The sequence below is a fragment of the Acinetobacter sp. ESBL14 genome, assembly GCF_036668815.1.
GTDB lineage: Bacteria > Pseudomonadota > Gammaproteobacteria > Pseudomonadales > Moraxellaceae > Acinetobacter > Acinetobacter gyllenbergii.
This window is the reverse complement of sequence record NZ_JAZEVS010000002.1, coordinates 42,511-57,538: the sequence shown is the minus strand read 5'-3', so window position 1 is coordinate 57,538 and position 15,028 is coordinate 42,511. Positions and strand designations below refer to the sequence as shown.

Genomic DNA, 15,028 nt, shown 5'->3' with positions numbered 1-15,028 from the left:
TTGCCATAAATGCAATTTATATTCAAAATAATCCATTTCGAATAGTCTACGCACTTCGATCAGCTTTACTTTGGCTTTGCCTTAGATGATGTGACAACGAATTCCTTTTTTTATTTAATCGCAATCCCGTTTTCTTTTAATTTTTCCAACACAATTGAAGTATTGAGATTACTGACACCAAAGTTCTTAGAGGACAAAATTCCAATCAGTTTGACCATCTCATCGAGATTTTTAACTGCTACTTTAAGGGCAAAATCATAACTGCCCGTTAATTTATGAATATCTTTCACAGCAGGTTCGTGCATCAAGAATTCAACAAAACGATCATGGGTTGCATCACTATAGTTTTGCAATTTCACTTCAATAATGCCCATGATCGGGGCAGGATCAGCACTCAATGCGATTTGGGCATAATAACCCGTGATAATTTTCTTCTGTTCAAGCTGAACCCGACGACGTGAACATTGCGAGGTCGATAAACCAACCAATTCAGCCAATTCCTGATTGGCCAAGCGTCCATTCATTTGTAAATGATGGATAATTTTTTGATCAAAATCATCAAGTTCAATGGTCATAAAACGCTCAGCTTAGGTTTGAGGCATAATTTAACTGATGCTGTTGCATCAGCTTGAGAAGTTTAACGCCTTTAGATCAATCAGCTCAAGCTTATGCCAAAATTGCCGCAGACTGAATCCGCTGAACCCCCTGTTCTAACATACTTTGCCATGCGCTGTGCAATGAACCATTCAAATCAATCGCTTTACACGCATCTTCAATCACAAAGGTTTTAAAACCCATCTGCGCGGCATCCAAGGCTGTCCATGCCACACAAAAATCAGTGGCAATCCCGACAATATAAACCGTATCAATTTGATGCTCTTGAAGATAGCCCTTTAACCCAGTCGGTGTTTTACGGTCCGCCTCCATAAAAGCAGAATAACTATCAATATTAACGTGAAAGCCTTTGCGGATAATCAATTGTGCCGTTGGAATATCTAAATCAGGGTGAAATTCGGCATCCTGCGTCCCCTGTACACAATGCTTTGGCCACAATACCTGCGTGCCATAAGGTAACTCAATGGTTTCAAAAGGCGCTTTATGTGCATGATTATCAGCGAAAGAAATATGTTGATCAGGATGCCAGTCTTGGGTCAGCACCACCGTTTCAAACTGATGTGCCAATTGATTAATCACTGGGATAATCTGATCAGCATCCGTGACTGCCAAGTTTCCACCTGGGGTAAAGCCATTTTGTACATCGACGACAATTAATGCGCTATGTTTCGAATCTATCTGCATCTCAATATTCAATCTAGATCGCTTCTTGCTACACCATACGCTGCCGATCGTCGTCTGACTAGCCATCGCCCAACTTTTCATAAGATGAAAATCATTCAGGACAAAGATGAATGAAAGTTTTCAGCTGTTTGACTAAAGCATATTGTTCTTATGCTGCCGATCAGTCATAATTTGCATAATTGTCATTCAATCGAATTCATTATTGAACGACGAATCAAAATACTGCAACCATCCAACATTTCGTTTCAACTAATTCAATCTCGGATGGGAAAATAGGATAGTTTTTTAAAATGACTCAGCTAGCACAGAATATTCAAGGCTCAATTGTCGCACTCGTCACCCCTATGTTTGAAGATGGTCGCGTAGATTGGAAGAGCCTTGAGAAGCTCGTTGAGTGGCACATCCAACAAGGTACACATAGTATTGTTGCTGTTGGCACAACGGGCGAAGCGTCTACATTAAGCATGGAAGAGCACACACAGGTCATCAAAGAAGTGATTCGTGTAGCCAATAAACGCATTCCAATTATTGCGGGTACAGGTGCAAATTCGACTCACGAAGCAATTGAACTGACCAAAGCAGCCAAAGAACTCGGTGCAGATGCTGCATTGCTCGTTACGCCATATTATAATAAACCCACACAAGAAGGCTTATATCAACACTATAAAGCAATTGCTGAGGCCGTTGATATTCCACAAATTCTTTATAATGTCCCAGGTCGCACTGGCGTTGACATGCAAAATGAAACCGTGATTCGTCTTGCTGATGTTAAAAACATTGTTGGGATTAAAGATGCAACAGGCGATGTACCTCGTGGTCAAGCCCTCATCGAAGGTTTAAAAGGTAAAATTGCAGTTTATTCAGGTGATGATGAAACCGCTTGGGAACTGATTTTACTTGGCGCGAAAGGTAATATTTCGGTTACCGCCAATGTTGCACCAAAACAAATGAGCGAAGTTTGTGAAGCAGCCTTAGCTGGCGATCAAGCCAAAGCACAAAGTTTGAATCAACAAATTGCAAATCTACACAATATTTTGTTTTGCGAATCAAACCCAATTCCTGTGAAATGGGCATTGCATGAGATGGGATACATTAGTACAGGTCTACGCCTGCCTTTAACCGCTCTCGCAGAACAATATCGTGAACCGCTCCGCACAGATTTAAAAACTGCGGGCATTATTTAATACGAGCAATTTATGATGCAATTACGTCTTGGTGTTGTCCTTGTCATTTCAGCTTTAAGTTTGGCTGGTTGTGGTCGTTTTGCCCTCAATAATCATTCTTTAGATTATAAAAAAGCGCAAGCGCTTGAACCACTCAAATTCCCTGAGAATGCAACGGTAAGACCATTCACGCCATTGTATCCAGCACCAACGGTTGATCCGCTTGCGATTCAACATGCGCCAACATTTGAAAACAAAACTGGCAACCGTTATGCATTACCTCGTCCAGAGTCAATGCAAACTGCAAGCACTAGCACTGAAGCGACAGCAACCAGCTTGGGTCGTCCACAATTGGTGATGGATGGGAATAAAAACCCATTACTGAAAGTGGAAGGTCCAACAGCCACTGCTTGGCAATATGCCTTTGCAACTGTGAGCAGCCTCAACTACAAAGTCATCTCTCAAGCAGATCATGGCTATGAAGCAACAATTAAGGTCGGTGAGCAAAACTACCTGTTGAAGCTTTCTGCGGTTGGCTCAAGCAATACTATTGCCCTCTTCAAACTCGACACGACTTTTGCAGAACCAGCGGTTGCAACTGAAGTGTTAGCCCAGATTTACCAAAATTGGCCAGCCTAGTCGTTTACTAGGCATTTTTTTCAAAAGGTTCCCTCATGTTAAAACAAACCTTGCTCTATACTGGTAAAGCTAAATCTGTATACGAGACAGATAACGCTGATCACCTGATTTTAGTCTTTCGTGATGATGCTTCGGCATTCAATGGCGAAAAAATCGAGCAACTCGATCGTAAGGGCAAGGTCAACAACCGTTTTAACGCCTTCATCATGGACAAATTAGCTGCTGCGGGTATCGAAACGCATTTTGAAAAATTGCTTTCTCCAACTGAAGTGCTGGTTAAAAAACTTCAGATGATTCCAGTTGAATGCGTGATTCGTAACTATGCAGCGGGTTCATTATGCCGTCGTTTAGGTGTTGAAGAAGGTAAGGAATTAACTCCGCCAACATTTGAATTGTTCTTTAAAGATGATGCGCTTGGCGATCCTATGGTGAACGAATCTCAAGCAATTGCTTTAGGTTGGGCGACTGCTGAACAACTTGAAAAAATGAAAGAACTCACTTACCAAGTGAATGATGTGCTCAAAGCATTATTCGATGCAGGTAATATGATTCTGGTTGATTTCAAACTTGAATTCGGTGTGTTCCATGACCGTATCGTATTGGGTGATGAATTCTCTCCAGACGGTTGCCGTTTATGGGATAAAGACACCAAGAAAAAACTAGATAAAGACCGTTTCCGCCAAGGTTTAGGTGGTGTGGTTGAAGCATATGAAGAAGTGGCTGCACGTTTAGGCATTAACTTAGACGATATCTAAGCCTAGCTAAGCTGTTAGTTCTAAACAAAAAACCAGTCCAATCGGGCTGGTTTTTTATTCTTTATTCAAAAATAATTAGCTTCGCTTTAAATATCAATATCATATAAATCATTTACTTAAAAAGCATTCCATCAGCTTTGCAACTTTAATTCTAACCTTATGTTTTTATATTGTTTTTGAAAATATTTTGATGCTCCTACCATGTTCACAAATGTTTACAAAACTTGAGTTAGAAGATCAAAATGAATGCTCCCCTTGTAAAAACTTTCCCTTTAAGTCTGAGTAGTAGTCTGATTTTGCTTGCCCTGTATAGCAATGTACATGCCGCTGAGAACACGCCCATAGAGCCCGAACAAGTCAAAACGCTCGCGACCATTGTGGTCACAGGAACGCGGACCAACAATCGTTCACAAACAGAGTCCTTACAGCCAATTGATGTGATTAGTGCCAAAGAACTGACTGAACGCACGGGCTCCAATGAACTCGGGACAGCGCTGTCTCGAATTATTCCTTCAATTAACTTTCCACGCCCAACGGTGGTGGATGGAACCGAGCTGGTCCGTCCTGCCCAATTAAAAGGCCTTGCACCAGATCAGGTGCTGGTTTTAGTCAATGGCAAACGTCGTCACACCGGGGCTTTTATTAATCTCGGCGGTACCATTGGTCGAGGTTCTGCCCCAACTGATTTAAATGCGATTCCCATCTCTGCCATTAGTCGTGTCGAAGTACTCCGCGAAGGTGCATCGGCTCGCTATGGCTCTGATGCGATTGCAGGTGTGATTAATATTATTTTGAAATCCAATCCAAAACATGGCGAAGCTGGGATTAAATACGGGATTTATAACAAAGGAGATGGTGAACAAAAACAATCCTTTGTTTCAGGTGGAACCCAACTGAATCATTATGGCTATGCGATTTTTTCAGGGGAATGGCAGGATAGCCAAGCTACCAATCGCGCCGGTGCTGACCTGCGTGATCCAAAATCAACCACCTATGGACAGCGTACGTTCCGTTTTGGAGATCCGGACTCAGACGAAGTTAAAGCAGCAGTGAATCTGGGTTATGACCTCAGTGATCATGCCGAGCTGTATTCTTTTGCGACCTATAGCCATCGTAATGCCGAGACTGCTGGATTCTATCGTTTAAGTAATGCATCAAATAATATTCCTGCCCTCTATCCAAATGGCTACCTACCCATTATACAAGGACAACTGGATGATTTTGGCGCAGTGGCAGGGATTAAAGGCGATTGGTCAGCATGGCATTATGATGCATCCGTCAATTATGGTTTGAATCGTTATGATGTCGATACCAAAACGATTAATGTCGATCTTTATAAAGATACCGCCACGACACCATTCGGCTTCCAAAATGGCACACTGAAAAATGCTCAAACGGTGGTGAATTTTGATGTTTCTCGTGAGTTTGATGTTTCCACATTGGCTAGCCCGTTGAATGTTGCCTTTGGTACACAGTATTTGAATCAAAAATATCAAATCCAAGCAGGCGATCCAGCCTCCTATTATAAAAGTGGCTCTTCAGGGCTTGCAGGTTTTCGATCAGCCGATGCAGGTGAATGGTCAAGAGACAGTTATGCCGCCTATCTTGATTTAGAAGCCAATTTAACTGAAAAATTGTCTGCATCTACAGCCTATCGCCATGAATATTATAATGATTTTGGTCACACCGATAATGCTTCATTGTCTTTGCGTTATGCCGTCCATCCCGTGCTTGCGCTACGTGGCAGTGCCTCTACAGGTTTCCGTGCACCGAGCTTAGCGCAACAATATTTTGCTCAAACCTCATCACAACTGGTCAATGGTCAATTGGTTGAGGCTGGCACCTTTCCAACTAGCTCACAAGTGGCTCAATTACTTGGTGCTGAACAGCTAAAACCAGAAAAATCAAAAAACTATAGCGTGGGTATAGTACTGACACCTACAGACCAGTTGTATGTGACCTTGGATGCTTATCAAATCGACATTGATAATCGAATTAGTCTGTCTTCCAATATCAATGCGAGCAGTACTGCCGTTCGTCAATATCTAAATTCAAAAGGAATCACCGACACCAACTTCAGCACCATTCGTTATTTCAACAATGCCAGCGATACCCGCACACGCGGTGTTGACTTAGTGGCAACCTATAAATGGAATGCTTTGCCTTATGGAGAACTGAATACCTCACTGGCCTATAACTACAATAAAAATAAAGTCACTCAGGTGGATGGAAATCCCGCTATCTTAGATGCATTGGGAATCAACCTGACCCGCCTAGACCGTCGAGAACAATACGGTTTATTGGCTGGCAGTACCCCTGAACATAAATTCAGTTTAGCGAATGACTATAAGCTTGGAAATTTCAGTGTGAATACCAATCTCACCCGCTATGGCAGTTTTAAAACCTTTAGTAATTCTGGCGAAGCCAAAGACCAAAAATTCTCAGCCAAATGGTTACTCGATTTAGCCTTGTCGTATCAATATCAAAACTGGAACTTCACCGTCGGTGGCGACAATATTACCGATGTTTATCCTGATAAAGATGTCTATGACATCAACCAACCGACAGGGGGCAGCTTACCCTATAGCCAGTTCTCGCCTTTTGGCTTTAATGGTGCGTTTTATTACGGCAAAATCAATTATCGTTGGTAATAATCAAAAACCGAGCCAGATGGCTCGGTTTTTTTAAGTTATGATATTGGCTCAATCAGCTCTAAAACCCATAAATAGGTATTCCAATATTAATGAAGCCGCTAAGCCGATCCTGAATATTTTGTAGAAGCATGGGAATTCGATCTATCTTTAGGCTTAAGTTTATAAAATGATGATGAGATATCTTTCAATTTTGTTCTTCTTGATGTCAGGCATAGCTGGATATACCATCGATAAACTTGGACAGGATCTATGCCTTTCTGACTATATCGCGGTTGGTACGGTCACCTACTTTAAAGAGCTACAGGGCGTTTCTGCAAATGATCCGTCCATGCTCAGTATCTGTGGCATACTCTCTATCATCTTTTCAGTCATTCTCATTTTAATAAAAAACAAATATTTATATTTAACAGTAATCTTTATCTTATTCATCCTAGAATTTATATTCATAAATATGATGGAAACAGCCTCCTATACAGAAATCATCTACGACTCAATTACGAAATGTTCAAATCTTTCTGTACTTGGGTGGGTGGCCGGCCAACTAATCGGTTTAATCGGAAGTATTTGCTATATCTTTAAAAACAACGAATAAGGTTTATTCGCTTTACAGAAAAAGAAAAACGAGCCATCGGGCTCGTTTTGCTTTTTAGTCACTTGCATTCTGATAAATCAGTTTGCCCTCTTTGTAAGTTGCCAGCACTTTAATGTTTTTAATCTCACGACTCGGGACAGTCAACGGGTTCTGATTCAGAATGACCAAGTCAGCCAATTTACCTTGGCTCAAAGTGCCCTTGGTCTGATCCTCAAAATACTGATACGCCGCCCAGTCCGTCATCGACTTTAATGCCAGATAAGGGCTTACTCGCTCTTCTGCCCCTAACACATAATTGCTCCGTGTTACTCGATTCACGGTCGCATCCAGCATCATCATACTGCTCGGGGGTACCACAGGTGCATCATGATGCTCGGTAAAGATCAGATGCTTTTTCAAAGCCGTTGCGGTTGGTGAAATATGGGCAGCTCGGGTTTCGCCTAAGGTTTGCTGACGATGCCAATCACCCCAATAAAAGGTATGCAACGAGAAGAAGGACGGAATAATATCTAAGGCTTTGAGCTGATCTAGCTGATCGTCACGGATGGTTTGCGAATGGATCAATACGCTGCGACGGTCGCCTTTACCTTGCTTCGCAGTCGCATCTTTTACCGCCCCAATAAATTGATCAATGGCGGCATCACCATTGGCATGTGCAAGTACCTGCCAACCTTGCTTAAATGCTAAGTTAATATAGTCCTTGACCTGTTGATCATTACTCATCGCAGGATAGCCCTTGTAGGTCTTATCTTTACCTTCAGGTGGGATTAAATATGGTTGAGTCAGCCAAGCAGTTTTCCCTTGAGGTGAGCCATCTAAGCTGATTTTGACCCCACCAATCCGAAAATGCTGATCATACTGATGACTGCTACCTTGCTTGAGCATATAATCTTGACTGGTGGTGATATCAGGGTAAGACACCACATCAATCGGCAGACGATTCTGCTGAGCCAAAGCATGCCACATTTCAGTGGTGCCCTGATCAGCCCGTCCTTCCTGTACCGTAGTGAAGCCATTCTTCACATAGGCAGCAATGCCTTTTTCTGCAATCTGAAACATCACCGCAGGGGGAACATCTTTAAAAATTGAGCCAATCGCGGTAAATAAAGCGGATTCTTCCAACACACCATTTGGGATATTTGAATTGGTTTCACGGCGAATCACCCCACCCGCTGGATTCGGAGTATGTTGATTGATCTTCAGCAATTCCAGTGCTTTATGATTGACCGAGGCTAAATGCCCCGATTGATGCAAAATCATCACGGGTTGGTCTAGAGATACCCGATCTAAATCGATTGCCGTCGGATGACGCTGCTCATTCAATTGAGCGTCATCATAGCCATTACCCAAAATCCAGCCGCCCATGGTTTTAATTACAGCTGGATTCTGAGCTTTCCATTGGTTCAATACATTTACCAACGAGTTGATATCTGAGACCTGACCATCAGGCATGGGGTAGAGATTAGCCACCATTTGATGAAAACCAACCATATTCACATGACTATGCGCATCAATAAAGCTGGGCAATAAGGTTTTATTGTTTAGATCAATCGACTGAACTTTTTTATCCGCCAAGCGTTCAGCCTGCTGTTTTGAGCCCACAAAACGAATTTTTCCATCCTTCACCAATAGAGCTTCTGCATATTCAGGACTATTGCCCGACATGGTTAGAATCGGGCCACCATAAAACAGTTGTTCTGTTGCAGTAACAGGCACAGCCATCGTTGTACAACCCGCAATAGTCAATGAAATAGAAGTGAATAAGGTACAGTGTTTGAGATAAGTACGGTTCATGCATTAAAACCCATATTTTTATTATGTCTTTTTTGATTAAAACTGATTCTGCCTGCAATAGAAAGCATTCACTGATTATTTTTGTAATGTTTGATCAATTTTTTATGGTGCAGCAGCATTACCGAGGTGCTGCACCGCTCAGTGATTAAAACATTTTTGCTAATTTATTCGAGATCTTAATCGCGGCATCATCGACATAACGGCTATAGGGTTGTGCCAAAATAATGCTCAGCAACACGATCAGTAAACTTGCTACTAATCCCGCATTGAGATAGGAAAAACCGCCTTGTACATGTAAAAGATTAAACAATGGAATGCCCAAAGCGTACAACACTGCCAAGTGGATCAGATAAATTGAAAATGAGATTTTGCCTAAAAACACGAACACACGTTGGTCAAACAACTGTGCCAGCCACCTGCCCTTGAGCACCGCATAAACAATGCAAAAACCACCGACAAAGTTAAGGTAGTCGTAAGTTTGTTCACCTAAAAACTGGGTAAACAACTGATAGCTAGCACTACTGTTGTGTGCACCACACAAATATAAGCCCAATATAAACAGCACAACCGAAACGACAGTACTCAGCTCTACAGCATACAGAAACAGTCCCATGCCCAAAATAAAACTGAGTAGGCCCAACAATACGGTTTGCGAGATCATATAAGCGGTCACAATGCTGATGATAAGAAATAGACCACATAGAATTGGCAGCTTGCCATAAAGATAGCAAGCCAGATAAATCACCAGTGACCCAAGCAACTCAATTTGCATGGTCCACAGTACCCAGTTATAACTGGAATCGCCGAATAAGAATGCACCCATACTGCCTTCATACAAAGCGGTACGCAGTTGCGGATGTGGATTGGCCAGTGCTGCTCCCCACTCGGAAACATGCGAGACGTCCACAGGCACAAAACACACCAGATAAGCGATAATACAAGAGACAAAGGCAGGAATAGCCAAGCGCGGGTAACGTTTAATCAAGGAATTTTTCAATTGTGTTGCGGTATTGTGCTTTTTAAAACTGGATAATGTCAGTACAAAGCCACTTAAAACAAAGAATACAAAAACTGCACCTGTACCTGAATAAAAAAAGGCCAACGGTGAGTGATGTAACTGCGCAAAAAAATCATATTGCGGTACCGCACTGATATCAAAATTATGCAGCTGCGGGAAAAAAGTCAGTGAGATATGTGACAACACAACGGCGAGACATGCCAAGCCTCGGATACTTTCCGCAGCATTAATTTTGTTTGTGGTCATGGTGGAGCTTGATCATCCTTGATAAGCGGGATGATGCGACCTTTTATCTAGAGTGTCTAGAGGTCACTTACAAAAATACAGTGACTGTCCAGCGCATCAGCAAGACCAAACCAAACCAGACAATGTTTTAGTGTTTTTTCTGCGTTGCTACCCAGCATAGAATTGAACCTAAACACACCATAAATGCACCATACCAAAAAGAAAGGCCTAATGGCGTACTGAGGAGAATTGCCGAAAAAAAGGCAGATAGAACTGGAATAAAATAGGATGCACCGGCCAATAGTGTCACATTGCCATGCAAAATTCCTACATTCCAAGCGGCATAACCAAAGCCCATTGCTGCTGCCGCAAAAAACAATGAAATTGAAGAAGACCAATCAAAATCAAATGTACCACCACCCATCAATGCATATTTAATCCAAAGCACCACCGAGACGAGAATAAAGAATAGGGTGATGCCATTGGTTCCCTGCGCAATTCTCGCTGTGAGCGTACAGTAGGCAGCCCAGAGTAATGTTCCAATAAAGGCAAGCCCATAACTGAATGGATTGTGCTGTATGTTTTGCAGCATACCAGCCAAATCAAAACCCTGCTCGCCACCGAGCACCCAACAGATCCCCAATATTGAAAGGATAAAGCCAGGAATAATCAAGAAATTGGCTTTTTGCTGATTAAAAACAATGGCAGCCACCATGGTAAAGGTCGGCCATAAATAATTGACCATTCCCACTTCAATCGCTTGTCGATTATTACTGCTATAGCCAATCGAAAGCGATAAACAAATTTCATAGGCAACAAATAGAATACTGCCCCAGATCAAATAGGTTTTAGGAAAGCTTTTTAGACTGGTCCAACCGACCGAGAAAAACAGAAAAATTGAGGCCAGTGTATAAATCAGTGCTGCACCACCCACTGCGCCAAAATGGCTACTGACATCCTTAATCAAGGCAACGATCAAACTCCACAGTAAGATCGCAACCAATCCAATCAATGTTGCTTTTTTTGCGTTCATTTTTATACAAATAGAATATTGAGGCCAAAGCAGAATCTATCGATGCGATTCGGGTTCTTGCTTTGGACAATTTTAAAATGATCGGTGAATCAACCGAATTTTTGATTACTGCTGCTGTTGTTCCTGTTGCCAACGACGCTGCTGCAAGCGTTCGCCTTCGACTTCACGTTTATTTAAGGCTCGCTCGTACAGCTTGGTACCACGCAACTCGGGTGGCAAATAGTCCTGTAACACAAAATGTTCTGGATAGTTGTGCGGATACAGATAATCCACCCCATAACCTTGCTGCTTCATCAACTTGGTTGGCGCATTGCGTAAGTGCAAAGGCACTGGCAGGTTTGCGGTTTTTTCTGCCAGCTCCAAGGCTTTGTTAATCGCGAGATAGGTGCTATTACTTTTCGGGCTAGTGGCCAAATACACGGCACATTGTCCTAGAATAATGCGCGCTTCAGGCATCCCCACGGCTTGGACTGAACGGAAACACTCTCCCGCCAGCAACAAGGCATTTGGATTGGAATTGCCAATATCTTCCGATGCGGCAATCAGCATACGGCGCGCAATAAAGACTGGATCTTCGCCACCTTTCAGCATACGTGCCATCCAGTACAGCGTCGCATCTGGATCACTACCACGAATCGATTTAATAAAAGCCGAAACCAGATCGTAATGCTGCTCACCTGATTTGTCATAGCGTGCAATATTTTGCTGTGCAACTTTAACGACGATGGCATTGGTTACAATATTCTCAATGTCAGGCTCAAAGGTACTGGCAATCAGATCAATCAGATTAAGCGCCTTGCGTGCATCACCTGCCGCAAATTGAATCAGCGCATCATATTCTTCAATCTGGATAAAACGTTCTTTTAAAAATTTGTCCGTTTGAATGGCTTTATTCAATAGGGTTTGAATCGCCTCAGCACTCAGGTTATTCAGGGTATAGACCTGACAACGCGACAACAAGGCACTATTCACTTCAAAAGAAGGATTCTCTGTGGTTGCCCCAATCAAAGTGATTTTGCCTTTCTCAACCGCATTGAGTAAGGCATCTTGCTGCGATTTATTGAAACGATGAATCTCGTCAATAAATACCACAGGGGTCAACAAGTCCCCGCTTTCCGCAATCACCTCACGCAGTTCTTTCACGCCTGTATTGAGTGCAGACAGACTGATAAAAGGACGATCCACAGCCTGCGCCAATAACAATGCAATCGTGGTTTTTCCTACCCCAGGAGGCCCCCAAAAGATGATCGAAGGCAGGTGTCCTTGATCAATCATCTGACGTAAAGGAGCATTGTCACCCAGCAAATGATCTTGTCCGATAATTTCGGACAAGTCACGAGGACGTAAACGTTCAGGTAAAGGAATATGTGTATCTGACATCATCACTGGCTTTATGATCTTTTACCCTAGTCTATTGTGTCTGGCTCAAATCTACAATTTGAATCTGCACTCACGCGACATTCTATTGCGCGCTGTTGTTCTGAACCAACTGTTGCATCACCCGATAGCTGGCTTTGATCCGCTCTTCATTGGGGAAATTGGTATTGGCCAACATCACAATTCCAATTTTTTGCTGTGGAATAAAGGCCACATAGGCACCAAAACCATTGGTCGCTCCTGTTTTATTAAACAAGGTCGCAGGTGGCGCAAGCTTCGGCTGTTTAATCGGTGTGATTGCATGACTCTCTAAAGCCATTTTGCTGGAGTTACCCTGTAACAGTGTCTCAAGCGATACGGGATAGGCATACTGCTCCCAACCCAGACCTTGGGTCATTGCCCCCACTTTAAAATAACCCACATGGGTATTTTCAATCGCTTTGCGAAGCGGTTGTTTGAACTGCTGAGGATTGATTTGTGCATCGAGGAATTTCAACATATCCGCACTGCTACTTTTCACCCCATACGCTTCTGCATCAAACATACCTGGTGAAACACGCATGGCTTGATCGGCTTTGTATCCCCATGCATATTGCGACATGTGCTGCTCAGGTACTCGAATAAAACTTTGTGTCATTCCCAATTGCGGCAGCAAAGTTTTTTCAATCAGTTCGCTATACGGTTTTTTCATCGCCAAGGCGGTGACATAGCCCATCAAACCAATACTCGGGTTGGAATATTGACGCGCAGCGCCAACTTTGGTTTTTGCTTGCCAAGTCTGAAAATACTTGATCATATCCTGCTGCTGAACCACTTCATCGGGGAACTGCAACGGAAAACCGCCTGCGTTATAGGTCCCCAGATTCAATATCGTGGCACGATTGACCGCAGTATGTTTCAGTTCCGGAAAATATTTTGCAGGATGATCCGACAAAGACAGTTGTCCTTGTGCCTGTGCATAGCCCGTTAAAGTCGCATTAAAAGTCTTACTCACCGAACCAAGTTCAAACAAAGTATTGTTGCTGACCGCTTGTTGATTTTGCTTAGAAGCCAATCCATAATTCACGAAATAATGTTGACCATTCAGGGTCACAGCAACGGCCATACCCGGAATTTTATATTGTGCTAATAAAGGTTTAAATTGTTGATCAACAATCGTTTTAACCTGTTGCTCAGTCAAATTTCCAGCCCAAAGCGCCGAACTGCAGGACAACAATCCTGTAAGTAAACATAGTTTTTTTAAAGTCATAGAACAGGCTTTCGGTTGATTCATTATGTATATCACTTAGAGTTAAAATTTAATTGGCATGCAGTTTCAGTAGTTTGGCTTGAGGACCATCTTCGATCACCCAGATTGAACCATCTGAGGCTTGATGTAGCCCACGAATTCGTTGTTTCATCTCAAGTCGTTGAACTTCTTGCACAGGTCGAGATTGAATGTCCACCACCACAATGGCTTTAGAGGATAAACCACCAATCAAAGCCTTGTGTTGCCATAAAGGAAACTGCTGAGCGGAATAAATGATCATGCTAGACGGTGAGATCACAGGGGTCCAATCGATTTCAGGAGCTTTAAATTCTGGACGGGTATCATGATCAGGAATCGGCAACCCTGAATAATGGTCGCCATTCGAAACCGTTGGATAGCCATAGTTTTCCCCTCTCACAATACGGTTTAATTCATCGCCACCTTTAGGGCCCATTTCAACCACCCACAATTGCCCTTGCTGGTCGAAAGCCATGCCCAATGGATTACGATGACCGAGTGACCAAATTTCAGCCGTTATACCGCCTTTTTGGTGAAACGGATTGTCTTCCGCAGCAGTTCCATTTGCATTTAAACGCAAAACCTTACCTAAATTACTGTTTAAATCTTGGGCGGGATCAAACTTCTGGCGCTCCCCCGAACTGACCCAAAGTTTGCCATCAGGACCAAACTGCATACGATGACCATAATGGCCTTGCCCTGACACTTTCGGCACTTGTTGCCAGATGGTTTTTAAATCCGTGAGCTTGGGTTGCTTGGGATCAGATAAATCCAGTGTTGCATGTGCAATCTCGGCACCATAACCACCCTGACCTTTGCTGGCATAACTCAAATATAATTGGTGATTTTGCTGAAAATCAGGATGCAAAATGACATCACCTAAGCCTCCTTGCCCACCATAACTGACAGTTGGAACGCCACTCACATTGATACTGGATTTGGTTTGGGGATCAAATAATTTTAATTGCCCTTTACGCTCAGTAATCAGCAAACGCTGATCGGGCAAACTCGCAATCGCCCATGGCTCATCAAATTCAGCGACGCTCTCAATCTGATACTTTTGTGCAATGCGCTGGCTTGACGCCTGTTGTGCTGTATTCTGTTCTGGCGTTTTAGAATTGCTGTTATTGGCACCGCAAGCCAGTAAAAATAAAAAGCTACTACACAATACAGGCGTCATTAACCGTTTATTCATTGTATTTCTCCCTCTCT

At 42.9% G+C, this 15,028-nt stretch carries 12 protein-coding genes; 4 read left to right on the top strand and 8 right to left on the bottom strand.

Going from position 1 to position 15,028, the window contains the following annotated elements:
- Positions 1-110: 110 nt before the first annotated feature.
- Positions 111-575: an Lrp/AsnC family transcriptional regulator gene (locus tag V6E90_RS08435; RefSeq protein ID WP_004656983.1), complete on the bottom strand. Its 465-nt coding sequence runs from the start codon at positions 573-575 to the stop codon at positions 111-113.
- Positions 576-666: 91 nt separating this feature from the next.
- Positions 667-1,299 carry a bifunctional nicotinamidase/pyrazinamidase gene (gene pncA / locus V6E90_RS08430; protein WP_016542238.1) on the bottom strand — a complete coding sequence of 211 codons (633 nt, stop codon included), beginning with the start codon at positions 1,297-1,299 and terminating at the stop codon, positions 667-669.
- Positions 1,300-1,589: 290 nt separating this feature from the next.
- Between pncA and dapA the strand changes: the two genes are divergently transcribed.
- From dapA to V6E90_RS08410, 4 genes are all read left to right on the top strand, one after another.
- The gene (gene dapA / locus V6E90_RS08425) at positions 1,590-2,483 is read left to right on the top strand and encodes a 4-hydroxy-tetrahydrodipicolinate synthase (protein ID WP_004656980.1); all 894 of its coding nucleotides are present in this window, start codon (positions 1,590-1,592) and stop codon (positions 2,481-2,483) included.
- A 15-nt stretch (positions 2,484-2,498) separates the two neighbouring features.
- Positions 2,499-3,101 (top strand): hypothetical protein, encoded by a 603-nt coding sequence (locus tag V6E90_RS08420; RefSeq protein ID WP_023271095.1) that lies wholly within the window; start codon positions 2,499-2,501, stop codon positions 3,099-3,101.
- A 35-nt stretch (positions 3,102-3,136) separates the two neighbouring features.
- Positions 3,137-3,856, top strand: coding sequence for a phosphoribosylaminoimidazolesuccinocarboxamide synthase (gene purC, locus V6E90_RS08415; protein WP_004656976.1), 720 nt, complete (start codon positions 3,137-3,139; stop codon positions 3,854-3,856).
- A gap of 242 nt (positions 3,857-4,098) precedes the next feature.
- Complete coding sequence (locus V6E90_RS08410; RefSeq protein WP_332605098.1) at positions 4,099-6,507, top strand: TonB-dependent receptor plug domain-containing protein; 2,409 nt, start codon at positions 4,099-4,101, stop codon at positions 6,505-6,507.
- Positions 6,508-7,156: 649 nt separating this feature from the next.
- On the opposite strand, the gene V6E90_RS08405 is transcribed toward V6E90_RS08410, so the two are convergent.
- From V6E90_RS08405 to V6E90_RS08380, 6 genes are all read right to left on the bottom strand, one after another.
- Positions 7,157-8,896 (bottom strand): amidohydrolase, encoded by a 1,740-nt coding sequence (locus V6E90_RS08405; protein WP_332605097.1) that lies wholly within the window; start codon positions 8,894-8,896, stop codon positions 7,157-7,159.
- 145 nt (positions 8,897-9,041) lie between these two features.
- Positions 9,042-10,160 (bottom strand): acyltransferase family protein, encoded by a 1,119-nt coding sequence (locus V6E90_RS08400; protein WP_065343095.1) that lies wholly within the window; start codon positions 10,158-10,160, stop codon positions 9,042-9,044.
- 127 nt (positions 10,161-10,287) lie between these two features.
- Positions 10,288-11,172 carry an aromatic amino acid DMT transporter YddG gene (gene yddG / locus V6E90_RS08395; protein WP_065343094.1) on the bottom strand — a complete coding sequence of 295 codons (885 nt, stop codon included), beginning with the start codon at positions 11,170-11,172 and terminating at the stop codon, positions 10,288-10,290.
- Between the two features lie 105 nt (positions 11,173-11,277).
- Positions 11,278-12,552 (bottom strand): replication-associated recombination protein A, encoded by a 1,275-nt coding sequence (locus tag V6E90_RS08390; protein WP_065343093.1) that lies wholly within the window; start codon positions 12,550-12,552, stop codon positions 11,278-11,280.
- Positions 12,553-12,634: 82 nt separating this feature from the next.
- Positions 12,635-13,822, bottom strand: a complete 1,188-nt coding sequence (gene ampC, locus V6E90_RS08385; RefSeq protein WP_332605096.1) for a class C beta-lactamase — start codon at positions 13,820-13,822, stop codon at positions 12,635-12,637.
- 25 nt (positions 13,823-13,847) lie between these two features.
- Complete coding sequence (locus V6E90_RS08380; RefSeq protein ID WP_332605094.1) at positions 13,848-15,011, bottom strand: PQQ-dependent sugar dehydrogenase; 1,164 nt, start codon at positions 15,009-15,011, stop codon at positions 13,848-13,850.
- Between the last annotated feature and the right edge of the window lie 17 nt (positions 15,012-15,028).

Excerpts from the sequence above, each read along its gene's own strand:
- dapA (WP_004656980.1), top strand. The coding sequence starts at position 1,590 with ATGACTCAGCTAGCACAGAATATTCAAGGCTCAATTGTCGCACTCGTC.
- yddG (WP_065343094.1), bottom strand. The coding sequence starts at position 11,172 with ATGAACGCAAAAAAAGCAACATTGATTGGATTGGTTGCGATCTTACTG.
- V6E90_RS08400 (WP_065343095.1), bottom strand. The coding sequence starts at position 10,160 with ATGACCACAAACAAAATTAATGCTGCGGAAAGTATCCGAGGCTTGGCA.
- V6E90_RS08405 (WP_332605097.1), bottom strand. The coding sequence starts at position 8,896 with ATGAACCGTACTTATCTCAAACACTGTACCTTATTCACTTCTATTTCA.
- V6E90_RS08410 (WP_332605098.1), top strand. The coding sequence starts at position 4,099 with ATGAATGCTCCCCTTGTAAAAACTTTCCCTTTAAGTCTGAGTAGTAGT.
- purC (WP_004656976.1), top strand. The coding sequence starts at position 3,137 with ATGTTAAAACAAACCTTGCTCTATACTGGTAAAGCTAAATCTGTATAC.
- pncA (WP_016542238.1), bottom strand. The coding sequence starts at position 1,299 with ATGCAGATAGATTCGAAACATAGCGCATTAATTGTCGTCGATGTACAA.
- V6E90_RS08380 (WP_332605094.1), bottom strand. The coding sequence starts at position 15,011 with ATGAATAAACGGTTAATGACGCCTGTATTGTGTAGTAGCTTTTTATTT.
- V6E90_RS08435 (WP_004656983.1), bottom strand. The coding sequence starts at position 575 with ATGACCATTGAACTTGATGATTTTGATCAAAAAATTATCCATCATTTA.
- ampC (WP_332605096.1), bottom strand. The coding sequence starts at position 13,822 with ATGAATCAACCGAAAGCCTGTTCTATGACTTTAAAAAAACTATGTTTA.
- V6E90_RS08420 (WP_023271095.1), top strand. The coding sequence starts at position 2,499 with ATGCAATTACGTCTTGGTGTTGTCCTTGTCATTTCAGCTTTAAGTTTG.
- V6E90_RS08390 (WP_065343093.1), bottom strand. The coding sequence starts at position 12,552 with ATGTCAGATACACATATTCCTTTACCTGAACGTTTACGTCCTCGTGAC.